The 23665-nt window shown below is 72.0% G+C and carries 23 protein-coding genes and 1 pseudogene; 14 read left to right on the top strand and 10 right to left on the bottom strand.

Going from position 1 to position 23665, the window contains the following annotated elements:
- Positions 1-12: 12 nt before the first annotated feature.
- Together GI374_RS13435 and GI374_RS13430 are read right to left on the bottom strand one after the other, a co-directional pair.
- Entirely contained in the window at positions 13-627 is a 615-nt protein-coding gene (locus GI374_RS13435; RefSeq protein ID WP_154337579.1) for a hypothetical protein, read from the bottom strand.
- A complete protein-coding gene (locus GI374_RS13430; RefSeq protein ID WP_154337578.1) occupies positions 624-2222 on the bottom strand; it encodes a peptide chain release factor 3 in 1599 nt (532 codons plus the stop codon). The genes GI374_RS13435 and GI374_RS13430 overlap by 4 nt, the downstream gene beginning before the upstream one ends.
- Before the next feature lie 92 nt (positions 2223-2314).
- Between GI374_RS13430 and GI374_RS13425 the strand changes: the two genes are divergently transcribed.
- A complete protein-coding gene (locus GI374_RS13425; RefSeq protein ID WP_154337577.1) occupies positions 2315-2665 on the top strand; it encodes a hypothetical protein in 351 nt (116 codons plus the stop codon).
- Between the two features lie 49 nt (positions 2666-2714).
- A pseudogene (locus GI374_RS19300) lies at positions 2715-2954 on the top strand (accessory factor UbiK family protein); the annotation flags it as partial.
- 176 nt (positions 2955-3130) lie between these two features.
- On the opposite strand, the gene GI374_RS13415 reads toward GI374_RS19300, so the two are convergent.
- Positions 3131-3445, bottom strand: coding sequence for a DUF6476 family protein (locus GI374_RS13415; protein WP_154337575.1), 315 nt, complete (start codon positions 3443-3445; stop codon positions 3131-3133).
- Here GI374_RS13415 and GI374_RS13410 point away from each other — a divergent pair.
- Genes GI374_RS13410 through GI374_RS13400 form a run of 3 tightly spaced genes read left to right on the top strand, consistent with a single transcriptional unit; the run spans position 3444 to position 6530 of the window.
- Positions 3444-4499, top strand: coding sequence for an RluA family pseudouridine synthase (locus GI374_RS13410; RefSeq protein WP_154337574.1), 1056 nt, complete (start codon positions 3444-3446; stop codon positions 4497-4499). The two genes, GI374_RS13415 and GI374_RS13410, sit on opposite strands and share 2 nt — an antisense overlap.
- A 24-nt stretch (positions 4500-4523) precedes the next feature.
- The gene (gene rpoH, locus GI374_RS13405) at positions 4524-5426 is read left to right on the top strand and encodes an RNA polymerase sigma factor RpoH (RefSeq protein ID WP_154337573.1); all 903 of its coding nucleotides are present in this window, start codon (positions 4524-4526) and stop codon (positions 5424-5426) included.
- Between the two features lie 57 nt (positions 5427-5483).
- Complete coding sequence (locus GI374_RS13400) at positions 5484-6530, top strand: hypothetical protein (RefSeq protein WP_154337572.1); 1047 nt, start codon at positions 5484-5486, stop codon at positions 6528-6530.
- 16 nt (positions 6531-6546) lie between these two features.
- Here the strand turns inward: GI374_RS13400 and GI374_RS13395 are convergent, their stop codons facing one another.
- The 6 genes from GI374_RS13395 to GI374_RS13370 form a co-directional block, all read right to left on the bottom strand.
- Positions 6547-7521 (bottom strand): SPOR domain-containing protein, encoded by a 975-nt coding sequence (locus tag GI374_RS13395; protein WP_154337571.1) that lies wholly within the window; start codon positions 7519-7521, stop codon positions 6547-6549.
- Between the two features lie 70 nt (positions 7522-7591).
- Positions 7592-8221, bottom strand: a complete 630-nt coding sequence (upp, locus tag GI374_RS13390) for a uracil phosphoribosyltransferase (RefSeq protein WP_154337570.1) — start codon at positions 8219-8221, stop codon at positions 7592-7594.
- Positions 8209-9192: an adenosine deaminase gene (locus GI374_RS13385; RefSeq protein ID WP_370515349.1), complete on the bottom strand. Its 984-nt coding sequence runs from the start codon at positions 9190-9192 to the stop codon at positions 8209-8211. Before GI374_RS13385 ends, upp begins: the two co-directional genes overlap by 13 nt.
- Positions 9189-10367, bottom strand: coding sequence for a phosphopentomutase (locus GI374_RS13380; RefSeq protein WP_255453713.1), 1179 nt, complete (start codon positions 10365-10367; stop codon positions 9189-9191). Before GI374_RS13380 ends, GI374_RS13385 begins: the two co-directional genes overlap by 4 nt.
- Positions 10364-11665, bottom strand: coding sequence for a thymidine phosphorylase (locus GI374_RS13375; protein WP_154337569.1), 1302 nt, complete (start codon positions 11663-11665; stop codon positions 10364-10366). The genes GI374_RS13380 and GI374_RS13375 overlap by 4 nt, the downstream gene beginning before the upstream one ends.
- Positions 11662-12060: a cytidine deaminase gene (locus tag GI374_RS13370; RefSeq protein WP_154337568.1), complete on the bottom strand. Its 399-nt coding sequence runs from the start codon at positions 12058-12060 to the stop codon at positions 11662-11664. The genes GI374_RS13375 and GI374_RS13370 overlap by 4 nt, the downstream gene beginning before the upstream one ends.
- A 132-nt stretch (positions 12061-12192) precedes the next feature.
- On the opposite strand from GI374_RS13370, the gene GI374_RS13365 reads away from it, so the two are divergent.
- The 3 genes from GI374_RS13365 to GI374_RS13355 all read left to right on the top strand — a co-directional run bounded on the left by GI374_RS13365 (position 12193) and on the right by GI374_RS13355 (position 17133).
- Entirely contained in the window at positions 12193-14472 is a 2280-nt protein-coding gene (locus GI374_RS13365; protein WP_154337567.1) for an NADP-dependent malic enzyme, read from the top strand.
- 96 nt (positions 14473-14568) lie between these two features.
- Positions 14569-16467: a propionyl-CoA synthetase gene (locus GI374_RS13360; protein ID WP_154337566.1), complete on the top strand. Its 1899-nt coding sequence runs from the start codon at positions 14569-14571 to the stop codon at positions 16465-16467.
- Between the two features lie 297 nt (positions 16468-16764).
- On the top strand, positions 16765-17133 hold the full coding sequence (locus GI374_RS13355) for a glyoxalase superfamily protein (RefSeq protein ID WP_154337565.1): 369 nt from the start codon (positions 16765-16767) through the stop codon (positions 17131-17133).
- Here GI374_RS13355 and GI374_RS13350 read toward each other — a convergent pair.
- Positions 17130-17573 carry a hypothetical protein gene (locus tag GI374_RS13350; protein WP_154337564.1) on the bottom strand — a complete coding sequence of 148 codons (444 nt, stop codon included), beginning with the start codon at positions 17571-17573 and terminating at the stop codon, positions 17130-17132. The two genes, GI374_RS13355 and GI374_RS13350, sit on opposite strands and share 4 nt — an antisense overlap.
- Positions 17574-17705: 132 nt before the next feature.
- Between GI374_RS13350 and moaA the strand changes: the two genes are divergently transcribed.
- The 6 genes from moaA (at position 17706) to GI374_RS13320 (ending at position 23584) form a co-directional block, all read left to right on the top strand.
- Positions 17706-18713, top strand: coding sequence for a GTP 3',8-cyclase MoaA (gene moaA, locus GI374_RS13345; RefSeq protein ID WP_154337563.1), 1008 nt, complete (start codon positions 17706-17708; stop codon positions 18711-18713).
- A complete protein-coding gene (locus GI374_RS13340) occupies positions 18713-19588 on the top strand; it encodes a PfkB family carbohydrate kinase (protein WP_154337562.1) in 876 nt (291 codons plus the stop codon). Before moaA ends, GI374_RS13340 begins: the two co-directional genes overlap by 1 nt.
- Positions 19585-20505 (top strand): pseudouridine-5'-phosphate glycosidase, encoded by a 921-nt coding sequence (locus GI374_RS13335; protein ID WP_370515348.1) that lies wholly within the window; start codon positions 19585-19587, stop codon positions 20503-20505. The genes GI374_RS13340 and GI374_RS13335 overlap by 4 nt, the downstream gene beginning before the upstream one ends.
- Before the next feature lie 58 nt (positions 20506-20563).
- On the top strand, positions 20564-21796 hold the full coding sequence (locus tag GI374_RS13330; protein ID WP_154337561.1) for an MFS transporter: 1233 nt from the start codon (positions 20564-20566) through the stop codon (positions 21794-21796).
- A gap of 61 nt (positions 21797-21857) precedes the next feature.
- Positions 21858-23048, top strand: coding sequence for an RSP_2647 family RNA methyltransferase (locus GI374_RS13325; protein ID WP_154337560.1), 1191 nt, complete (start codon positions 21858-21860; stop codon positions 23046-23048).
- Positions 23048-23584, top strand: coding sequence for an RSP_2648 family PIN domain-containing protein (locus tag GI374_RS13320; protein ID WP_154337559.1), 537 nt, complete (start codon positions 23048-23050; stop codon positions 23582-23584). The genes GI374_RS13325 and GI374_RS13320 overlap by 1 nt, the downstream gene beginning before the upstream one ends.
- The last annotated feature ends 81 nt before the right edge of the window (positions 23585-23665 follow it).

Raw genomic sequence — 23665 nt, 5'->3', positions numbered from 1 at the left:
CGAAGGCCCCGCTCAAACCATCGCGGCGACTGACGGATGCAACTCGGGGGACAGGCCATCTGCGAACAGGCTGATCAACGGCCAAGGGGTCAGGATGGTGATCGGCCCTTCCGGCCGGACCTCCGGAGGGCCGTAGCCGTCCGGACCATACGGCAGGGCGACGTCGCGCAGGATCAGCAAGATGCGCGCGTCCCTCCAGACGAAGCAGCCCGCAGGCAGAGTTTTGGCCTCGGCCTCGCGGCGCAGTTGGTGACCGCCCCGGCGGCAGCGCGAGACGTTCAGGTGGGCGTCAATTTCGGCCGGGGAGGACGTGCCGTGCAGCCGGTGGTAACGGACCGTCACCTCGCGGTAGCGGTCGCGGCGGCAGGTGGCGCAAGGGCGGTGCCCGGCGGCGAAGGACACTGCCTCGTCGTAAAAGAATAGTTCGGTGTAGCGGCCGGGCGCGTTGATGTGGCGCTTTCTGCCGTTGAAGCCGAGCGCGCAGCTAACCCAGTTCCAGTGCGCCCATTTCCGGCCGGTCCACGCGCCGCGTTCATCATGCAACACGCCCCGATTGCCCATCAGCGTTCCGCGGGCGGGCGCGGTCGAGAAGCTCCCGTCCGGCCCGACCCGGTTGGGCCGGGTCACACCATCATCTCCTTCGTCGCCGTCAGCTTCAGCTCCGGGTGATCCCGCACCACCCGGTCGATGTCCCATTGCAGCCGCGTCAGATACACCGGGTCGCCGTCGTGGTCGCTCGCCATGTGCCCCTTGTTGCCCTGCGCGAAGGCCTCGAGCTTCTCCTGCGGACCGCTGACCCAGCGGGCGGAGGTGAACTGCGACGGCTCGAAGCGGACCGGCAGGCCGTATTCCTGCTCGATCCGGCTCGCCAGCACGTCGAACTGCAAGGCGCCCACAACGCCGACGATGAAACCCGAGCCGATCATCGGGCGGAACACCTTGGCCGCGCCCTCCTCGGCGAACTGCAGCAGCGCCTTTTCGAGGTGCTTGGCCTTCATCGGGTCGCCGGCGCGGACGGTCTGCAGAAGCTCCGGCGCGAAGCTGGGGATGCCGGTGAAGCGCAGCGCCTCGCCCTCGGTCAGGCCGTCGCCGATGCGGAGCTGGCCGTGGTTGGGGATGCCGATGATGTCGCCGGCCCAAGCCTCGTCCGCCAGTTCCCGGTCGGCGGCGAGGAACAGGACCGGGTTCGTCACCGCCATCGGCTTCTTGCTGCGCACATGCGTCAGCTTCATGCCACGCTCGAAATGACCCGAGGCGAGGCGCACGAAGGCCACGCGGTCGCGGTGCTTCGGGTCCATGTTGGCCTGCACCTTGAAGACGAAGCCGGTGACGGCCTCCTCCTCCGGCGCGATCTGTCGCTCGGCGGCGGACTGGGGCTGCGGCTCGGGGCCGTGCTCGCCCATGCCCTGCATCAGCTCCTTGACGCCGAAGCTGTTGATGGCGCTGCCGAACCAGATCGGCGTCAGGTGTCCCTCGAGGAAGGACTTGCGGTCAAAACTGGGCAGCAACTCGCGCGCCATCTCGACCTCCTCGCGCAGCTTCGCGAGCAGGCCCTCGGGGACATGGTCGGCCAGTTTCGGGTCATCGAGGCCCGAGAGCCGCACCGACTGCGCCACGCGGTTGCGGTCGGCGCGGTCCATCAGCTCCAGCCGGTCGTGCAGCAGGTCGTAGCAGCCGAGGAAATCGCGCCCCGTGCCGATGGGCCAGGAGGCGGGCGCCACATCGATGGCGAGGCTTTCCTGAATCTCGTCGATGATCTCGAAGGTGTCGCGGCTCTCGCGGTCCATCTTGTTGCAGAAGGTCAGGATCGGCAGGTCGCGCATTCGGCAGACCTCGAACAGCTTGCGCGTCTGGCTCTCGACCCCCTTGGCGCCGTCGATGACCATGATCGCCGCGTCCACCGCGGTCAGTGTGCGGTAGGTGTCCTCGGAGAAGTCGCTGTGGCCGGGCGTGTCCACGAGGTTGAAGCGCCAGCGGTCGAAATCGAACGACATCGCCGATGCGGACACGGAAATCCCCCGGTCCTGCTCCATCTTCAGATAGTCCGAGCGCGTGCGCCGCGCCTCGCCCTTGGCGCGGACCTGTCCGGCCATCTGGATCGCGCCGCCGAAGAGGAGGAACTTCTCGGTCAGCGTGGTCTTGCCGGCGTCGGGATGCGCGATGATCGCGAAGGTCCGGCGGCGGGCGATCTCGGGCGGAAGCTGGGGGCGGTTGTCGAGCATGGCGCGGTAACTAGTGCGCGGGCCGTGACGCGGCAAGGTTCCGCGAGGGCGCGGGGCGCGCTATCATGGGCGCAACGATAACGGGGGACACCATGCGGATCGCACTCCTTCTCGCCCTGACGCTGGCGCCGTTCGCGGCGTCCGCCGGCAGTTGCGAGGGTACGCCGACGAAGTTCACCTGCCGCGAGCCGGACGGCACCATCTCCGCGGTCGAGATCCAGGGCCCGTTCACCACGACCAAAGGCCACAACCCCGACACCGGCGAAAGTTGGTCGCAGCGCAGCCAGCGCAGCGGGGTGCTGACCAAGACCGTGGGCAAGGCGGCGGACGGCTCGACCTGGGAATGGACCAGCCAGACCATCGGCAACCGCACCTTCACCCACGGCGTTGATTCGCGCGGGCGGTCGTTCAGCTATCACTGCGACGCGTTCCGCTGCTATTGATCGAACCGCATCGGGGCCGTATCGCGCCCCGACCGCAAGGAGGCCGCCGATGACCAGCCAGAACCGCTTCCTCGACGACCTGTCGAAGCTGATGAACAACGCGATGGGCGTGGCCCAGGGCGCCAAGAACGAGGCCGAGACGGCCGTGAAGGGCTGGATCGACCGCTGGCTGGCCGAGCGCGACTTCGTCACGCGCGAGGAGTTCGAGGTGGTGCGCGAGATGGCGGTGAAGTCCCGCACCGAGGCGACGGAGCTGCGGGCGCGGCTTGACCGGCTGGACCCGGCAGGGGCGGCCCCCGCTGCACCTGCCGTCGAACCGGTGTCGGAAGTCGAGGCACCCGCCTCCCAGGCGATGGGCGATGCGGGCGCATCCCGCGCGACGGAGGCCCGCAGGGGTGACCCGGTGTCCGAAGCCGAGGCGCCGCCCTCCGGCGCGATGGGCGACAACGCCCCGGGCCGCTGACCTCAGGGCCGCGGCGTGACCTGCTGGCGCAGCGCGCCGCCGCGGTCGTAGAGCAGGACCTCGCCGGTTTCCGTCACCACCACCGTCCAGTCGCGGGCGAAGGTCACGGCAGCGGGGCGCGCACCCTCGGGTAGCGCGATGGCCTCGGGCAGTTGCGGCACCTCCGCCACGGGCGGGAGGCGCAGCCACAAAAGCGCGACGATCGCCACCATCCCCAGCGACATCGTCCCGGCGAGCACCGCGACCAGCACCTTGAGGAAGCGCAGATGCGGCACGGCTTCCGGCGGCAGGGGCGGCTCTGCTAGACGCTCGTCCATGATCCGCCCCCTGCCCGACCGCCTCGTCATCACCGTCCCCGAAGGGCCGCCCGCGCGGCTTGATAAGGCGCTGGCCGAAGCCGCGCCAGAGGGCGAGGGCCTGTCGCGCTCGCGCCTCGCCCGGCTGATCTCCGACGGCGCCGTGACCGGGCCGCAGGGACTGGCGACGGACGGCAAGGCGCGCGCGCAGCCGGGCGACTACACCGTGACCCTCGGCCCGCCCGCGCCCTCCGAGGCGCTGCCCGAGGCCATCCCGCTCAACATCGCCTACGAGGACGAGGAACTCATCGTCATCGACAAGCCCGCGGGCATGGTCGTCCACCCCGCCCCCGGCGCGGGGTCGGGCACGCTGGTCAACGCGCTGCTGGCGCATTGCGGCGACAGCCTCTCAGGCATCGGCGGGGCGGCGCGGCCGGGGATCGTGCACCGGATCGACAAGGACACCTCGGGCCTGCTGGTCGCGGCGAAGACCGACCGCGCGCATCAGGGCCTCGCCGCGCAGTTCGCCGCCCACAGCGTCGAGCGCCGCTATCTCGCGCTGGCCTACGGCGCCCTCGACGCGGCCGACGCGAGGCTCGCCGGCACGCCGGGCGCCAGCTTCGAGGCGGGCGGCGTGCTGAAGATCGCCACGCTCCTCGGCCGCCACCCGACCGACCGCCAGCGGCAGGCGGTCAGCTTCAGCCGCGGCCGCCATGCGGTCACGCGGGTCCGCGCCCTTGAACGCTTCGGCGAGCCGTCCGCGGCGCTGATGGCCGAGTGCCGGCTGGAGACCGGACGCACGCACCAGATCCGCGTCCACATGGCCCATGCCGGCCTCGGGCTGATCGGCGATCCGGTCTATGGCGGCACCCGGCGCGCCTCGGCCCGCGCGCTCGGCCCCGAGGCGGCCGCTGCCTGCGCCGCCTTCCCGCGCCAGGCGCTGCACGCCGCCACCCTCGGCTTCCTCCACCCCGTCACGGCCGAGCGGCTTGCCTTCGAGAGCCCGCTGCCCGATGACATGGCTGCCCTCCTCGCCGCCCTCCGCGGAACCGCGGCCCCGGCGGCGCGTTCCTGACAGCCCCTGCATCCCCAAAGTCCGATGGCCAGTTACACCAACCTTCCCGCGCCCAGCCCCGAACAGGGCCTCAACCGCTATCTGCAGGAGATCCGCAAGTTTCCCCTGCTGGAGCCGGAGGAGGAATACATGCTGGCCAAGGCCTGGGTGGACCACGAGGACGCCGAGGCCGCGCACCGCCTCGTCACCTCGCACCTGCGCCTCGCGGCCAAGATCGCGATGGGTTATCGCGGCTACGGCCTGCCGCAGGCGGAGGTCGTGTCCGAGGCGAACGTCGGCCTGATGCAGGCGGTGAAGCGATTCGACCCGGAGAAGGGCTTCCGCCTCTCGACCTATGCGATGTGGTGGATCCGCGCCTCGATCCAGGAATACATCCTACGCTCGTGGAGCCTCGTGAAGATGGGCACCACCTCGGCGCAGAAGAAGCTGTTCTTCAACCTGCGCAAGGCCAAGAACAAGATCGGCGCGCTGGAGGACGGCGACCTGCGGCCCGAGAACGTGGCCCGGATCGCGACCGAGCTGAACGTTACCGAGCGCGAGGTGGTCGAGATGAACCGCCGGCTCGCCGGCTCGGACGCATCGCTGAACGCGCAGGTCGGCAGCGAAGAGGGCGCGGCGCAGTGGCAGGACTGGCTCGAGGACGAGGATGCCGACCAGGCGGCTGAATATGCCGAGCAGGACGAGCTGGAGCAGCGCCGGACGCTGATGATCGACGCGATGGACGCGCTGAACGAGCGCGAGCGCGACATTCTGATCGAGCGGCGGCTGCGCGACGACCCGCTGACGCTGGAGGAACTCTCGGGCCGCTACGACGTCAGCCGCGAGCGCATCCGCCAGATCGAGGTCCGCGCCTTCGAGAAGCTGCAGACCCGCATGCGCGCTCTCGGGCAGGAGCGCGGCATCAGCCTGCCGGACGCGGACGATTGATCCCGCGCCCGGCCCGCGCCTAAGCTGACACTCGGGCGGGGACGGATCGCGGAGAGCATGACGGCGCTGGCGCAGTACGAGCGGCTGGAGGCGGCGGGCACCTGGCGGCCCGCGCCGCACGCGCAGCGGCGCGAGGTCATCGTCAGCTTCGGCGACGCCACGCTGGTCCTCAGCGACCCGCGCTCGGACACGCCCCTCTCGCACTGGTCGCTGCCGGCGGTCACGCGGATGAACCCTGGCTCGGCCCCGGCCCTCTATGCGCCTCATCCCGGCGGCACCGACGAGGAACTGGAAATCGGCGACCCGGACATGATCGCCGCCATCGACAAGGTCCATCGCGCGATCGAGCGTGCGCGGCCGCATCCGGGGCGGCTGCGCGGGACCGGCCTCGCGATCCTCGGCCTTCTGGTGGCCGGGGCGGCGTTCTGGTGGCTGCCGGAAGGCCTCGTGGATTACGCCGCCCGCATCGCCCCCCCGGCGCAGCGCGCGGCCATCGGAGGGATGGTGCTCGACGACATGGCCCGCCTGACCGGCCCGGCCTGCGGCCGTCCGGCGGGGCAGGAGGTGCTGGCGCGGCTTTCGGCCCGGCTGCTCGGGCCCGGTCATCGCATCGAGGTGTTGCCCGAGGGCCTCGACGGCGCGCGGGGGCTGCCGGGCGGGATCGTGGTGCTGGGACAGGCGCTGATCGAACGGGCCGAGGCGCGTGCCGTGGAGCCGGGACAGGCCGTCGCGGTGGTGGTCGGGCATATCTTCGCCGCCGATGCCGCGGCCGAGACGCAGGACCCGCTGCTGCCGGCGCTGCGCCATGCCGGGACCGGCCGGGTGCTGCAGCTCCTGACCCGCGGCGCGCTGCCCCCGGATGCGCTGCGCGGCTACGGCGCGGCGGTGCTGGCCGAGGGCGAGCCGCGGCCAGATGACGACCCGATCCTCGCCCGCTTCTCGCGTGCAGGCGTCCCGAGCGAGCCCTATGCCCGCGACCTCGACCCCTCGGGCGAGGCGACCCTGGGGCTGATCGAGGCCAACCCCTTCCGCACCAGCCTGCCGGTGACGCTGCCGGTGAGCGAGGCCGAGTGGCGGGCGATCACGGCGATCTGCGAGGGATAGCCCTGCCCCACCTCCCTCACCGCGGAACCGGGTCGCGATAGCCCGCGCGCCGCAACCCGTCGAGCGCCCGCACCATGGCCTCGCGGTCGGGGAACGGCCCGGCCATCAGGTCGCGGCCGGTCCCGCCGCGGCGGGCGGCGATGGCCGCGGGGAAGCCTTCGGACACGAGACGCGCCGCAGCCGCGCGCAACGAGGTGTCGTCGGCGTGGCGGGACAGCACAAAATAGCGCGCACCGGCAGGGATCATGGGCACCGCGGGAGGGGATCTCCCGCCTGCCGTCAGCGACGCGGGTTCCGGCAAGGCGACTCCGCCGGTGCCGGACGGCGCCCGCCCGCTTCGCGATTGGCGCCGGTCGGCCCTGCCCGCCTGGCCTGCATCGGCGGATTGCCGCGGCGGAGCGACCGCGGGCGCATTCGCCACGGCTTCGACCGGCAGCGGCCGCCGGGCCGCAGCGTCGATTGCCGCCGCACCGCAATAACCGAGAAGATCGCGCGCGCCGATCTCCGGTCCGGCAGGCGTGGCGCCGATCATTTCGCAGAGGCGACTGTCGCGCGACCGCGCCGGCGGCGTGGCAGAGGCAGCTGCCAGGCGCGGTGCGAGGTCCAGCCCGGCAGCGATCTGCGCGCCGAGATCGCCCGTGGCAGGGGGCGCCTCCGCCGCGAGCGCAGGCGGAACTGCGTCGCCCATGACACCCGCGACCTCCGCCAGCAGCCTTGCCTCCACCGGGTCCATACCCGGCGGGACAAGCCGCGGATCGTTCTCGGCCAGGGTCGGGGGGCCGTCGTCCCGCGCGAGTCGCGTCGGCGGATAACCGCAAACCGCCTCGCCCCCCGGATCGAGGCGCGGCGTCCAGCCGGGGCCCTCGCGCAGGAACACGCAGCCGGTGCTGTCGATATACTGCCGTCCCGCGAAATCGCTCGGGGGCGCCTCCGCCGGGCCGCCTGCGGCCAGCAGCAGCCATGCCCCCATTCCGGCCAGCACCCGCAGCATCCCGCCCCCGCGATTCGCATCCCGGAGACGGTCCTAACCCGGCGCGGCCTAAGGCCGGGTTAACGCCCGCTCACTTGGTCCCAAACATCCGGTCGCCCGCATCGCCCAGACCCGGCACGATGTAACCGTGGTCGTCCAGCCGCTCGTCGAGCGCAGCGGTGAAGATCGGCACGTCGGGATGCGCCTCGCGCATCCGCGCCACACCCTCGGGCGCGGCCAGCAGGCACAGAAAGCGCAGGTTTTTTGCCCCTGCCCGCTTCAGCAGGTCGATCGCCGCGACCGAACTGTTGCCCGTGGCCAGCATCGGGTCGACCACGATCACCATGCGCAGGTCGAGATTCGCGGGCACCTTGGAATAATACTGCACCGGCTGCAGCGTCTCGGGGTCGCGGTAGAGGCCAATGAAGCCCACGCGGGCCGCCGGGATCAGCTCGAGGATGCCATCCAAAAGCCCGTTCCCGGCCCGCAGGATCGAGATCAGCGCCAGCTTCTTGCCCTGGATCGTGGGCGCGTCCATGGGGCAGAGCGGGGTCTCGATCCGGGTCGTGGTCAGGTCCAGCTCGCGCGTGACCTCGTAGGCGAGCAGCAGGCTGATCTCGCGCAGCAGCCGCCGAAAGCCCGCGGTCGAGGTCTCGCGGTCGCGCATGATGGTCAGCTTGTGCTGGACCAGCGGGTGGGTGACGAGCGTCAGGTGCTGCATCCCAGTTTCTCCTTGATCCGCGCGCGCGTGGCCTCGTCGCAGAACGCCGCCTCCGCCGCCCAGAGGTTCATGCGGCGGAAGTCGTCCTCCGTCCAGCCAAAGGCGGTGGCCAGCGCGTCGTATTCCCGCCGGAGCGTGGTGTGGAAGAAGGGTGGGTCGTCGGTCGAGACGGTGACGCGGACGCCGGCATCGGCGAGGCGGGCGATCGGATGCGCGGCGACCGACGGATAGAGGCCGAGGGCGACGTTGGAGCCGGGGCAGACTTCAAGCGTCACGCCGGCTTCCGCGAGGTCGCGCACGAGGGCCGGGTCCTCGACGGCGCGGACGCCGTGGCCGATGCGGCTCACGCCCAGGTCGCGCCACGCCGCGCGGACCGATTCCGGGCCGCGCCACTCGCCCGCGTGGCAGGTGAGCCCGAGGCCCGCCTCGCGCGCGCAGTCGAAGGACCAAGCGAAATCACCGGGTTCGCCGTAGGTCTCGGCACCGCCGAGGCCGAAGCCTGCAACCCAGCCGCTGCGGTCCTCCGACGCGGTTTCGGCCGCGCAGAGGGCGGTCTTGCGGGCGCGCTCGGGGCCGAAATGGCGGATGGGGGTAATGATCGCGCGGCTCTCGATCTCGGGCGCGAGGCGGGCCGCGACCTCGGCCATGGCCGCCACATGGTCGCGCCAGGCGGCGCGGTCGGCGCCGCCGCAGAACTCGGGCGAGACGAAGGTTTCGAGATAGACGGCGCCTTCGGCGGCGGCGGTTTCCAGCACCACGGCGAGCAGGCGGGCGTAGTCCTCCGGGCCGCGGATCACGGAGGTCGCGGCCTCGTAGACGCGGAGGAAGTCGGGAAAATCGGTGTAGGTATAAGCGCCGCTGGGATCGAAGATCGCCGAGAGGTCGACGCCCTTCTCGGCCGCCAGCCCGCGGATGAAGGCGGGGGGAGCGGCGCCTTCGAGGTGCAGGTGCAGCTCGAGTTTGGGGATCACAGGAAGCTCCTTCCGCGCGGGAGGGTAAGGCCGAGCCAGTCGCCCGCCGAGGCGCCGACATCGGTGAAATCGACGAGGCCCACGGCGCGCTGACCGATGCCCCAGCCGAGGACCGGCACCCGCTCGCGCGTGTGGTCGGTGCCGGGCCAGGTCGGGTCGTTGCCGTGATCGGCGGTGAAGATCGCGAGGTCGCCGGGGCGCAGGCGGGCGAGGAACGCGCCGGCGATCCCGTCGAACCATTCGAGCTGACGCGCGTAGCCCTCCACGTCGCGGCGGTGGCCCCAGAGGCTGTCGAACTCGACGAAATTGGCGAAGGTGAGGCTGCCGGGCTCGGCCTCGCCCGCGAGGCGCAGCAGGTGGCCGGCGAGGTCGGCGTCGGAGCGGCCCTTGTGCTCGGCCGCGGTGCCGCGATGGCTGAAGATGTCGCCGATCTTGCCGACGGCATGGGTCACCCGGCCAGCGGCGAGGGCCATGTCGAGCAGCGTCGGCTCGGGCGGCGGCAGGGCGTAGTCGCGGCGGTTGTGGGTGCGGGTGAAGCTGCCCGGCTCGCCGGTGAAGGGGCGCGCGATGACGCGGCCGACGCGCAAGTCGTGGACGATGGGGGCGACCGCGGCGCAGAGGTCGAGCAGGCGTTGCAGGCCGAAGGCCTCCTCATGCGCGGCGATCTGCACCACGCTGTCGGCGGAGGTGTAGGCGATGGGCCGGCCGCTGCGCAGATGCTCGGCGCCAAGGCGGTCGAGGATCTCGGTCCCGGAGGCGCGGCAGTCGCCAAGGATGCCTTCGGTGCCCGCCGCCTTCGCGATGGCGGCGGAAAGCTCCGGCGGGAAGGCGGGATGCGTGTCGGGGAAGGTGGTCCACTCCCACGGCACGGGGACGCCCGCGAGCTCCCAGTGGCCGGTGGGTGTGTCCTTGCCGGGCGAGTGTTCGGTGGCCGCGCCCCAGAGGCCCTCGGGCGTGGCGTCGAGGCCGGGGACGTCGGCGCCGCTCGCCAGCTGAACCGCCGCACCAAGGCCGAGGCGGTCGAGATGGGGCATGTGCAGCCTGCGGGCCCGCGCGATATGGGCCAGCGTGTTGGCGCCGGTGTCGGGCGTGGTGCCGTTGAAGAAGCGATGCGCATCGGGCGCGCCGCCGATGCCGAGGCTGTCCATGACGATCAGGAAGGCGCGGCGGTTCAAGGGGCGATCCGCTCGCGCACCAGCGGGCCGGGCTCGGCGCCCCCGCCCATGACATAGGCGGCGCGGACCGCCGCGGCGGCGGCTTCAGCCGCGTCCTCGCTCGCGGCATGGACGACGGCTAACGGCTCCCCTTCCCCTGCCGCTTCGCCGAGGCGGCGCAGGTCCGAGAAGCCGACGCGTGGATCGACCGCCTCGCCCGCGCGCACCCGCCCGCCGCCGAGCGCCACCACCGCCCGGCCAAGCGCCGTCGCGTCGATGGCAGCGACCTTGCCCGGCCTCTCCGGCAGCACGTCGCGGATCACCGGCGCCGCGGGCAGATGCCGGTCAGGATGCTCCAGCAGATCCCCCGGCCCGCCCTGCGCCGCCACCATCGCCGCGAAGCACTCCGCCGCCCGCCCGCCGTCGAGGGCCGCGTGTGCCAGCTCCCACGCCTCCGACTCCGGCGCGGCGCCGCCAAGCGCCAGGCATTCCGCCGACAGCGCCAGCGTCAGCTCGCGCAGCGCCCCCTGCGCGCCTCGCAGACAGGCGATCGCCTCGCGCACCTCCAGCCCGTTCCCGGCCGCGCGGGCGAGCGGCTGGTCCATGTCGGTGATGAGCGCCGAGGTCCGGCAGCCCGCCCCGTTCGCCGTGGAAACCAGCGACCGGGCGAGCGCCTGCGCCTCCTCGGGCGTCTTCAGGAACGCGCCCGACCCGGCCTTCACGTCCAGCACGAGCGCGTCGAGCCCGGCGGCGAGCTTCTTCGACAGGATCGAGGCGGTGATGAGGTCAAGGCTCTCGACCGCCGCCGCCTCATCGCGGATGGCGTAGAGGCGGCGGTCGGCCGGGGCGAGGTCGGCGGAGGCCGCGACGATGGCGCATCCGACATCACCCACGATGCGGCGGAACTCGTCCTCGCTCAGCGCCGTGCGGAAGCCGGGGATCGCCTCGAGCTTGTCGAGGGTGCCGCCGGTATGGCCGAGGCCGCGGCCCGAGATCATGGGAACGTAAGCCCCGCAGGCGACGAGGATCGGGGCGAGGATCAGCGACACGGTGTCGCCGATGCCGCCGGTCGAGTGCTTGTCCACCACCGGCCCCGGCCGGTCCCAGACCATGACCCGCCCCGAATCGCGCATGGCGCGGGTCAGCGCCACGCGCCCCGCCTCGCCGATGCCACGGGTCAGCACCGCCATCGCGAAGGCCCCCGCCTGTGCGTCGCTGACGCTTCCATCCGCCAGCCCGTGCGCGAGCAGCCCGGCGCCCTCGTCCGAGAGCCCCCGCCCGTCGCGCACCGCGGCGATGACCGGGCGCGGGTCGCTCATGGCTCGACGCCCGCCATATGCGCCACCTCGAAGCGGCCGGGCAGCAGCTCGGCCACCGTGGTCGCGAGCGTCCGGCCCGAGGTCGTGGCCAGCAGCACCGGGGTCGCGCCGCGGCCGAACTCGGCCAGCTTCTGGCGGCAGCCGCCGCAGGGCGGGACCGGCTCCGGCGCGTCGGCGATCACCGCGACCTCGATCAGCTCCGTCTCGCCCGCCGCCACCATCGCGGCGATGGCCCCGGCCTCGGCGCAGGTGCCCTCGGGATAGGCCACGTTCTCGACATTGCAGCCGCGATAGACCGCGCCCGACGCGCCGCGCACGGCCGCCCCCACCTTGAAGCGCGAATAGGGCGCATAGGCCCGCTCGCGCACCTCGCGGGCGGCATCGAGAAGCGACATGGGCGGCGTCCTTTCGTGGCGGGTGGCCCGCATCATCGCGCCCGGCGGAGGGCCGCGCAAGCCGCCTGCCCCGTTTCCCGCGCCGCGCGAATGCGCTAGCGGTGGGGCGAGGGGAAACGCGAGAGGCACGGGATGGACGAGCGGCGGCAGGACAGCGCGCGGCAGGCGGCGCTCGACTATCACGAGCATCCGCGGCCCGGAAAGCTGGAGGTGCGGGCGACGAAGCCGCTCGCCAATGGCCGCGATCTCGCCCGCGCCTATTCGCCCGGCGTGGCCGAGGCCTGCCTCGAAATCCAGGCCGACCCCGCCTGCGCGCATCGCTACACCACCCGCGGCAACCTGGTCGCGGTGGTCTCGAACGGCACCGCGGTCCTCGGCCTCGGCGACATCGGGCCGCTGGCCTCGAAGCCAGTGATGGAGGGCAAGGCGGTCCTGTTCAAGAAATTCGCCAACATCGACTGCTTCGACCTCGAGATCGCCGAGCGCGACCCCGAGCGGCTGGCGGAGCTGGTCTGCGCGCTCGAGCCGTCCTTCGGCGCCATCAACCTCGAGGACATCAAGGCCCCCGACTGCTTCGTGGTGGAGAAGATCTGCCGCGAGCGGATGAACATCCCGGTGTTCCACGACGACCAGCACGGCACCGCCATCGTCGTCGGCGCGGCGGCGACCAACGCGCTGCTGATCGCGGGGAAGCGCTTCGACGAGATCAAGGTGGTCTCGACCGGCGGCGGGGCGGCGGGGATCGCCTGCCTCAACATGCTGCTGAAGCTGGGCGTGCGGCGCGAGAACGTCTGGCTCTGCGACCTGCACGGCCTGGTCCATGAAGGGCGCGAGGCGGACATCACGCCGCAGAAGGCGGCTTTCGCGCAGCCGGGCGGGTCGCGCAGCCTTGATGACGTGATCGAGGGCGCCGACCTGTTCCTCGGCCTCTCCGCCCCGCGGGTGCTGACGCCCGAGATGGTGGCGCGCATGAGCCCGCAGCCGATCATCTTCGCGCTCGCCAATCCGACGCCCGAGATCCTGCCCGAGGACGTCCGCACCGTCGCCCCGGACGCGATCATCGCCACGGGGCGGTCGGACTATCCGAACCAGGTCAACAACGTCCTCTGCTTCCCCTTCATCTTCCGCGGCGCCCTCGACGTGGGCGCCACGCAGATCAACGACGCCATGCAGATCGCCTGCATCGAGGGCATCGCCGCGCTCGCCCGCGCCACCACGAGCGCCGAGGCCGCGGCCGCCTACCGGGGCGAGCGGCTGAGCTTCGGCCGCGACTACCTGATCCCCAAACCCTTCGATCCGCGGCTGATCGGGGTCGTCGCCTCGGCCGTGGCCCGCGCGGCGATGGACTCGGGCGTGGCCACGCGGCCGCTGCCCGATCTCGTCGCCTACAAGCAGAAGCTGGACGGCTCGGTGTTCCGCTCGGCGCTCATCATGCGGCCGGTGTTCGAGGCGGCAGCGAAGGCCACGCGGCGGATCGCCTTCTGCGAGGGCGAGGACGAGCGCGTGCTGCGCGCCGCCAACGCCATGCTGGAAGAAACGACCGACGTGCCGATCCTCATCGGCCGCCCGGAGGTGATCGAGAGCCGGGCCGAGCGCGCCGGGCTGCCGATCCGCCCGGTGCGCGACTTCGAGATCGTGAACCCCGAGAACGATCCCCGCTACCGCGACTACTGGGAGACCTATCACCGGCTGATGGCGCGGCGCGGGGTGACGCCCGACACCGCGCGCTCGATCATGCGGACCAACTCCACCGCCATCGGCGCGGTCATGGTGAACCGTGGCGAAGCCGACAGCCTGATCTGCGGCACCTTCGGGCAGTATTCCTGGCATCTGAAGTTCATCCGCCAGATCCTCGCCCGCGACGGCCTGCGGCCCATCGGCGCGCTGAGCCTGATGATCCTCGAGGACGGGCCGCTGTTCATCGCCGACACGCAGGTCAACCATGACCCGACCCCGGCCGAGGTCGCCGAGGCCGCCATCGGCGCCGCGCGCCACGTCCGCCGCTTCGGCCTGACGCCGCAGGTCGCGCTCTGCAGCCACAGCCAGTTCGGCAATCTCGACACCGAATCGGGGCGCAAGATGCGGGCCGCGCTGCAGATCCTCGAGGTGCGCGAGGCCGATTTCACCTATGATGGCGAGATGCATACCGACGCCGCGCTCGACCCCGAGGTGCGGGCGCGGATCTTCCCCAACTCGAAGCTGGAGGGGGCGGCGAACGTGCTGATCTTCGCCAACACCGACGCGGCGTCGGGCGTCCGCAACGTGCTGAAGATCAAGGCCAACGGGCTGGAGGTCGGGCCGATCCTGATGGGCATGGGCAACAAGGCGCATGTGGTGACGCCGTCGATCACGACGCGGGGGCTGCTGAACATCGCGGTCCTCGCCGGAACGCCGGTGAGCCAGTATGCGTGAGGCGCGGCACGGAAACATTGCTGAACTGATTCACGTCAACATGCGCGCAGGCTGGACAGGCTAAGGGGAGCCGCCGGATCAGGGGAGGTCAGGAGCATGGGCTATCGCGAGATCTACGAGGGCTGGCAGGCCGACCCCGAGCGGTTCTGGCTCGACGCCGCGCAGGCGGTGGACTGGACGCGCGCGCCCGAAAAGGCGCTGAAGGACGACGCCGCCCCCTTCTACGAATGGTTCGCCGATGCCGAGCTGAACGCCTGCTGGAACTGCGTCGACCGCCATGTCGAAGCCGGGCGTGGCGAGCAGCTGGCGATCATCCACGACAGCCCGATAACGCGCTCGACCCGGGGCATCACCTATGCCGAGCTTCAGGCGCGGGTGGCCAGCCTCGCCGGGGCGCTGCGGGCGAAGGGCGTGGCGAAGGGCGACCGGGTCGTCATCTACATGCCGATGGTGCCCGAGGCGCTCGAGGCGATGCTCGCCTGCGCGCGGCTGGGCGCGATCCACTCGGTCGTGTTCGGCGGCTTCGCCGCGCAGGAGCTGGCGGTCCGCATCGACGACTGCACCCCCAAGGCGATCATCGCCGCCTCCTGCGGGATCGAGCCGGGGCGGGTGGTCCAGTACAAGCCGCTCCTCGACCGCGCGATCGAACTGGCCAGCCACAAGCCCGACTTCTGCGTGATCCTGCAGCGCGAGCAGGAGGTGGCGAAGCTCATCGAGGGCCGCGACGTCGCCTGGCACAGCTTCCAGTATGGCGTCGAGCCGGCCGAATGCGTGCCCGTCGCGGGGAACCACCCGCTCTACATCCTCTACACCTCGGGCACGACCGGCCAGCCCAAGGGCGTCGTGCGCCATACCGGCGGCTACATGGTGGCGCTCGCCTGGAGCATGCCCAACATCTACGCCATCGGCGCCGGCGACGTGTTCTGGACCGCCTCGGACGTGGGCTGGGTCGTGGGCCACAGCTACATCTGCTACGGCCCGCTGCTGGCCGGCGCCACCACCGTCGTCTTCGAAGGCAAGCCGGTGGGCACCCCCGACGCCGGCACCTTCTGGCGCGTGATCCAGAACCACAGGGTCAAAAGCTTCTTCACCGCGCCCACCGCGATCCGCGCCGTGCGCCGCGAGGACCCCGAGGGCGCGCTGATCGGCGACTACAACCTGCGCTCGCTGCAGGCGGTGTTCCTGGCGGGTGAGCGCGCCGACCCGGACACCGTCACCTGGGTCGAGGAGAAGCTGGGCGTCCCCGTCCTTGACCACTGGTGGCAGACCGAGACCGGCTGGGCCATCGCCGCCAACCCCTTCGGGCTGGAGCATCTGCCGGTCAAGAAGGGCAGCCCCTCGGTGCCGATGCCCGGCTACAAGGTGAAGGTGCTGGACGAGGGCGGTCACGAGGTCGCTCCCGGCACGCTCGGCGCCATCGCGATCGAGCTGCCGCTGCCGCCGGGCAACCTGCCCGGCCTCTGGAACGCCGAAGAGCGGTTCCGCAAGGCGTATCTGACCACCTTCCCCGGCCATTACGAGACCGGCGATGCGGGCTATGTGGACGAAGACGGCTACCTCTACATCATGGCGCGGACCGACGATGTGATCAACGTCGCCGGGCACCGCCTCTCGACCGGGGCGATGGAGGAGGTGCTGGCCAGCCATCCGGCGGTGGCGGAATGCGCCGTGGTGGGCGTGACCGACAGCCTCAAGGGGCAGACGCCGCTGGGCTTCCTGTGCCTCAAGAAGGGCGCGCAGACCTCGCCCGAACAGGTGACGAAGGACGTGGTGGAACTGGTCCGCGACCGCATCGGCCCGGTCGCGGCCTTCAAGAGCGCGGTGGTGGTCGAGCGGCTGCCGAAAACCCGCTCGGGCAAGATCCTGCGCGCGACGATGGCCAAGATCGCCGGCGGCGAGGACTACAAGGCTCCGGCGACGATCGACGATCCGGCGATCCTGGACGAGATCGGGGCGGTGCTGCGGATGGCGGGGTTCCCGGCGGCGGCGGGGTAAGGTGGGGGTGCGTTCAGCAGGGCCTGGACGGCGTCATGCTGCAGATTGGCCGAAACGGGGTCTCGACCATCTCTCACGCGGCCTGTCCGGGGCGACCGCCGCGCGAGGGATTGGGCTCAGGGTCCCAATCCCGCTTGGTCCGGTGACGTTGTCGCAAGAGAGGGTCGGCGCACGCACGAAGGTGGGCGCGGACCCGTCCGCTCTGGCGGACGGGCGGGAGGTAGCGGGGCCGTCAGCCTCCGGTAAGATTGCTCTGCACCACCTCTTGCATCATCGCCGCCGCTGACCAGGTCCCCCATGCCCGCGCTCATCATCACCGAGACCGCCCCGGTTCTGCGCATCTTCGACGAGGCCCTCGCCCGCGGCTTCTACCTCGACTTCCTCGGCTTCACCGTCACCTTCGAGCACCGCTTCCACCCCGGCGCGCCGCTCTATCTCGGCATCACCCTCGGCGGCGCGGTGCTGCACCTCTCCGGCCATTACGGCGATGCCTCCCCCGGCGCGACGGTGCTGCTGCGCTGCGCCGGCCTCGGCAATTTCCAGCAGGCGCTGCTCGCCCGCGACCACCCGCATTGCCGCCCCGGCATCGAGCAGCAGCCTTGGGGCCGCGAGATGACCGTCACCGACCCGTTCGGCAACCGGCTGCGATTCCTCGAGAGCCTCTAGCCCGCCGCAAACACCTCAAGCTCCGGCAGGTCGGTCAGCCCGGCCCCCACCGCCTGCATCAGCCCCAGCGACGCCTGGCTGCCCCCCTGCCCCCCCAGCGGGCGCAAAGTCACGTTGGCCGACTGCCCGTTCGCCGTATTCACAACCCGCCCCGCCATCTCGCGGCTGACAAGCGGCGTCTTGAGCCACAACCCGCCCTCGCCCGCCGCGCCGAGCGAGGCGATCGTCGTGCCGAGGCTGCCCGCGGCAGGCGCCGCCGGGGCATCGGCGCGCGCGGCGGCCGCGGCGGCCGGATCGGTGACGGCGGCGGGCACCACGGTCGGGCCGTCCGCCTCCGTCACCGGCGGGCCGGCCGGTGGCGGGGTCGTGGCGGCAGTCTGCGTTTCGCAGGCGCCGAGCAGGGCCAGGGCGGGCAGCAGGGCGAGCGGCGTCAGGCGCATGGGTCGGTCCCTCGTTTTGACGGTTCGGCGCAGCCTAGCACGGCCCCGCGCCCCCGTCCCACGCGCCTGCGCGGAAACGGCGGCCCGGCGCCGATCCTTGTGCCGGAGGACGCGCACCCCTATCCTTGACGGATGCCCAGCACCCCGCTCATCGACCCCTTCGCGCGCCCGATCACCTACCTGCGGGTCTCGGTGACCGACCGCTGCGACTTCCGCTGCACCTACTGCATGGCCGAACACATGCAGTTCCTCCCCAAGACGGAGCTGCTGACGCTGGAGGAGCTGGAGCGGCTCTGCGGCGCCTTCATCGATCTCGGCGTGCGCAAGCTGCGCGTCACCGGCGGCGAGCCGCTGGTGCGGCGCAACATCATGTCCTTCTTCGAGGCGATGGGGCAGCGGCTGGGGAACGGCCTCGACGAGCTGACGCTGACCACCAACGGCAGCCAGCTGGCCCGCTTCGCGCAAGGCTTGGCCGATCTCGGCGTCAGGCGGATCAACGTCTCGCTCGACACGCTCGACCCGGAGAAGTTCGCCGCCATCACCCGCTGGGGGCGGCTGCCGCAGGTGCTGGACGGGATCGAGGCCGCGAAGGCTGCGGGGCTGCGCGTCAAGATCAACGCCGTGGCGCTCAAGGGCTTCAACGAGGACGAGCTGTTCCGCCTCGTGGACTGGTGCGGCCGCGAGGGGCACGACCTGACCTTCATCGAGGTCATGCCGATGGGCGAGATGGGCGAAGAACTGCGGCTGGACCAGTACTGGCCGCTCTCCGACCTGCGCGCGCGGCTGGCGGAGCGCTTCACGCTGATCGACACGGCGGAACGCACCGGCGGGCCGGCGCGCTACGTCCGGCTGGAGGAGACCGGCCAGCGGATCGGCTTCATCACGCCGCTCACGCACAACTTCTGCGAAAGCTGCAACCGCGTGCGCGTGACCTGCACCGGCGAGCTTTTCATGTGCCTCGGACAGGAGGACCGCGCCGATCTGCGCGCGCCGCTGCGCGCCGACCCGGCCGACGACGCGCCGGTGCGGACCGCGATCCGGGCGGCGATTGCCCGCAAGCCCAAGGGGCACGACTTCGACTATTCCCGCCAGCGGGTCGCGGGCCAGGTCAGCCGCCACATGAGCCACACCGGCGGGTGATGGCACCCGCGCGCGTCCTCTGCATCGGGGCCGCGCATTGGGACCTGATCGCGCGGGCGGACCGCGTGCTGGCGCGCGGAGACGACGCACCGGGGCGCATCCGCCGCGCGCCGGGCGGCGTCGCGGCGAATGTGGCGATGGCGCTCGCGCGCCGTGGACTCACGGTGGAGTTGCTCGCGGCAGTGGGCGAGGATGTGGAGGGGCAGGCGCTGGAAGCGGCTTTGACGGCAGCGGGGGTCGGTACGGCCGGGCTGGCGCGGCTCGCGGCGACGGATACCTATGTGGCGGTCGAGGACGCGGACGGCCTCGTGGCCGCGGTTGCGGATGCCGGGACGCTCGCGGCGGCGGGAGAGGCGCTGTTCGCGGCGCTGGATGACGGGCGGCTACCTTCGCCGTGGCGGGGGGTGGTGCTGGTCGATTCCAACCTGACGCCCGAGCAGGTCGCGGCCTTGGCGGCGCATCCGGCGCTCGCCGACGCGCCTCTGCGCCTCGTCCCGGCCAGTCCCGCGAAGGCTCCGCGCCTCGCGCCGCTGCTCGGACGCGCGGGCGCCGTCCTCCACGCCAACCGCGCCGAGGCCGAGGCGCTCTGCGGCCGCGCCTTCGCCGACGCCACGGCGGCAGCCGAGGCGCTGATCGCCCAGGGCGCGGCCCGCGCCATCGTCACCGACGGCCCCCGCCGCGCTGCCGATGCCGCCCGGAATGCGCCGCCCCTTAGCGAAGCTCCCCCGGACGTTGCCGCCGTCCGCGTCACCGGTGCGGGCGACGCGCTCCTCGCCGCCCATCTCAACGCCGAACTGAACGGCGCCAGCCGCGCCGACGCCCTCCACACCGCCCTCCGGGCCGCCGCCGCCCATGTCGCAGGAGACCCCGCGTGACCACTCCCCCGCTCGATCCCTCGCCCGAGATCGCCGCCGCGCTGGCCGAACGCCGCCCCGTGGTGGCGCTCGAATCGACCATCGTCACCCACGGGATGCCTTGGCCGCAGAACCTCGAGATGGCCCGTTCGGTCGAGGCCACCATCCGCGAGGAAGGCGCCACCCCCGCGACCATCGCTGTGATGGACGGGCGCATCCATGTCGGGCTGACCGACGCGCAACTGGAACGCCTCGCGCGGCTGCCGCAGGCCGAGGTGATGAAGCTCAGCCGCGCCGATCTGGCCGTGGCGCTGGCCACCGGGCGGCCGGGCGCCACGACTGTCGCCGCAACGATGATCTGCGCGCATCTGGCGGGGATCGAGGTCTTCGCCACCGGCGGCATCGGCGGGGTCCACCGTGGGGCCGAGACCAGCCTCGACGTCTCGGCCGACCTGCATGAGCTCGCGCGCACGCCCGTGACCGTAATCGCGGCAGGGGCGAAGGCGATCCTCGATCTGCCGAAGACCCTCGAAACGCTGGAGACCCTCGGCGTCCCGGTGATCGCGGTCGGGCAGGACGCCTTCCCGGCCTTCTGGTCCCGCGACTCGGGCCTCGCCGCGCCGCTTCGCCTCGACACGGCGGAGGAGATCGCCGCCGCGCACCGGATGCGCCGCCGCCTCGGCCTCGCCGGGGGGCAGTTGGTGGCGAATCCGATCCCGCCGGAGGCCGAGATCGCGCCGGCCGAGATCGACCCCATCGTTGCCCGTGCTCTCTCCGAGGCCGAGGTACAGGGCGTGGTCAGGAAGGACGTGACCCCCTTCCTGCTCCAGCGGATCTTCGAGCTGACCGGGGGCCGCTCGCTCGACTCCAACGTCGCACTGGTCCTGCACAACGCCCGCCTCGGCGCGCGTATCGCACGGGCGCTCGCGGCTGGCTGACGCCTTGCGCCCGTCGCGGCGCCGGTCCACCGTCGCGCGCCGTCCAGAGTGAAGACCCATGACCGCCGCGACTATGACCGACACGTTCCAGCCGCGCCGCATGTGGCGCAACATCATCGTGCTGGTGCTGGCGCAGTCCTTCCTCGGCGCGCAGATGTCGGTGCAGTTCATCGCCGGCGGGCTGGCCGGGCAGTCCATCGCGCCGAACCCCTGCCTCGCCACCCTGCCGCTGTCGATGATGATTCTCGGCTCGACCCTCTCGGCCCGGCCGCTCGCGGGCTTCATGCAGGTCCACGGGCGCCAGATGGGCTTCGTCGCCGCGGCGCTGATCGCGGCGGTCGGGGCGGCGCTCTCGACCTGGGGCCTCTGGCAAGGCAACTTCTGGGTCTTCATGGCCGGAATGACCATGAGCGGCGTCTACATGGCCGCGCAGGGCTTCTACCGCTTCGCCGCTACCGACACCGCCTCGCCCGAGATGCAGCCGAAGGCGATCAGCTACGTCCTCGCCGGCGGCCTCGTCTCGGCGATCACCGGGCCGCTGATGGTCAGCGCAACGGCCGGGCTGACGGCGATCCCGTTCCTCGCCACCTATGCCGGGATCGTCGCGCTGAACCTGGTCCTCGGGCCGCTCCTCTTCTCGCAGCTCGACATCCCGGTGCGGCCGCGCCCCGTCGCGGCGGCCGGTGCGCCCCGCCTGGTGGGGCTGCGCGACCTCACCCGGCGCCCCGTGGTCCTTGTGGCGATGATCTGCGGCATGGTCAGCTATGCGCTGATGAACCTCGTGATGACCTCGACGCCGCTGGCGATGGTCGGCTGCGGCTTTTCCGAGCAGACCGTCTCGGGCGTCGTCTCGGCCCATATCCTCGCCATGTATCTGCCGAGCTTCGTCACCGGCCACGTCATCGCCCGCTTCGGCGCACCCCGCGTCGTGGGCACGGGCCTCGTCATCCTTGCCGCCGCGGGTGCGGTGGCGCTCTCGGGGGTGGAGATCACGCATTTCCTCGGCGCATTGGTGCTGCTGGGGATCGGCTGGAACTTCGGCTATATCGGCGCGACGGCGATGCTGACCGGCGCCCAGAATCCCGAGGAGCGCGAGCGTATCCAGGGGATCAACGATTTCGTCGTCTTCGGCGGCGTGTTCCTCGCCTCGCTCAGTTCCGGCGGGCTGCTCAACTGCGCCGCAGCGACCCCGCAGGCGGGGTGGAGCGCGGTGAACATGGCGATGCTGCCGTTCCTCGTGCTGGCCGGCGGCGCGCTGATCTGGCTGACGATGCGCCCGAAAGAGGCCTGAGGCCGCTTGCCCGCGGCGCGAGGCGGTGCGAGACCGGCGCCCTTAGCCGAGGAGCCGCCCCTTGCTGCCCACCATCCGCCTGCGCCCGAAGTCGAACCCCCGCGCCATCCGCCACGGCTTTCCCTGGGTCTTCGCCGACGAGCTGGTCCTCGACCGCCGCACCAAGGCCCTGCTGCCCGGCGTTTTCGCCGTGCTGGAGGACGACGAGCGCCGCCCCCTGGGCGTGGTGACGGTCAACCCGGCGTCGAAGATCGTCGCGCGGATGATGGACGCCGATCCCGCGGCCGAGATCGACGGCGGCTGGATCGCCGCCCGGCTGCGGCGTGCTTTGGCCTTGCGCGAGACCCTCTACGACGCGCCCTTCTACCGCCTCGTCCATGCCGAGGCCGACGGCCTCCCTGGCCTGATCGTGGATCGCTTCGGCGAGGCCGCCGTCATGCAGCCGAACGCCGCTTGGGCCGACGCGATGGCCGCCGACATCGCCGCGGCCCTGGTCGAGGTCACGGGCGTCCGCACGGTGATCCTGAACGGCTCCGGCCGGACCCGCGGACTCGAAGGGCTGGCGGAGCGGACCGAGGTGCTGGCCGGGACCGCCCCCGACGCGCCGATCGAGGTGCCGATGAACGGCGCGATCTATCTGGCCGACCTGACGGGCGGGCAGAAGACCGGCCTCTTCTTCGACCAGCGGCCGAACCACGCCTTTGCCCAGCGGCTCGCGCGCGGGCGCGAGGTGCTGGACGTGTTCGCCCATGTCGGCGGCTTCGGCCTCGCCGCGCTGGCGGCGGGGGCGACGCGCGCGCTCTGCGTGGACGGCTCGGCCGCGGCGCTGGACCTCGCGCGGCAGGGCGCGGCGGCGATGGGCGCCGCGGACCGGCTCGAGACCCGCCAGCAGGACGCCTTCGCGGCGATGGAGGCGCTGGCCGCCGAGGGCAGGCGCTTCGGCCTTGTCATCTGCGACCCGCCGGCCTTCGCGCCTGCGAAGCCCGCGCTCGAAGCGGGCCTGCGCGCCTATGAGCGCGTGGCCCGCCTCGCCGCCCCGTTGGTGGCGCCGGGCGGCGACCTGATCCTCTGCTCCTGCAGCCATGCCGCGGGCCTCGACCTCTTCCGCAACGCCTGCGCCCGCGGCATCGGCCGCGGCGGGCGGCGGATGCAGCTCATCCGCACTGGCTTCGCCGGGCCCGACCACCCGGTGCTGCCGCAACTGGCCGAGTCAGGCTACCTCAAGGCGCTGTCGTTCCGGCTCGACGGCTGATGCGCGCGGTCCTCGATGCCTGCGTCCTCTATCCGACCGTGCTGCGCGAAATCCTCATCGGCGCGGCCGAGGCCGGGCTGATCGCGCCGCGCTGGTCGCCGCGCATCCTCGCCGAATGGACCCACGCCGCCGCCCGCCTCGGCCCCGAGGGCGAGCGTATCGCGCGCGTGGAAGCGGCGCTGATGGCCGACCGCTTCCCCGATGCGCTCGCGCCCGACGATGGCGAGCGCGCGCGCGGCCTCGACCTGCCCGATCCGGCCGACCGGCATGTGGTCGAGGCGGCGCTGGCCTCCGGCGCGACGCTGATCGTGACGGCGAACCTGCGCGATTTCCCGCGCGGCGCCATGGCGGCGGTCGGGATCGAGGCGCGGCACCCGGACGAGATGCTGCTGTCGCTCTGGCGGGCCGAGCCGGAAGCGGTCGAGCGCATCGTGGACGCGGTCCATGCCCGCGCCAAGGCCGCGGGCGCGGCCATGACACGGCGCGAGATGCTCAAGCGCGTGCGGCTGACGCGGCTGGCGAAGGCGCTCGGCTGAACCCTTGTCCGGGGGCGGCGTTCCCTTTCGTCACGAAGCTGCTGCAAAGCGGGAGCATGACAACGCAACCCGCGCCGATGA

It is taken from the genome of Paracoccus sp. S-4012 (assembly GCF_009674885.1).
Classification (GTDB): domain Bacteria; phylum Pseudomonadota; class Alphaproteobacteria; order Rhodobacterales; family Rhodobacteraceae; genus Paracoccus.
Note: the sequence above shows the minus strand (reverse complement) of the source record. Positions and strands in the feature narration are given on the sequence as shown.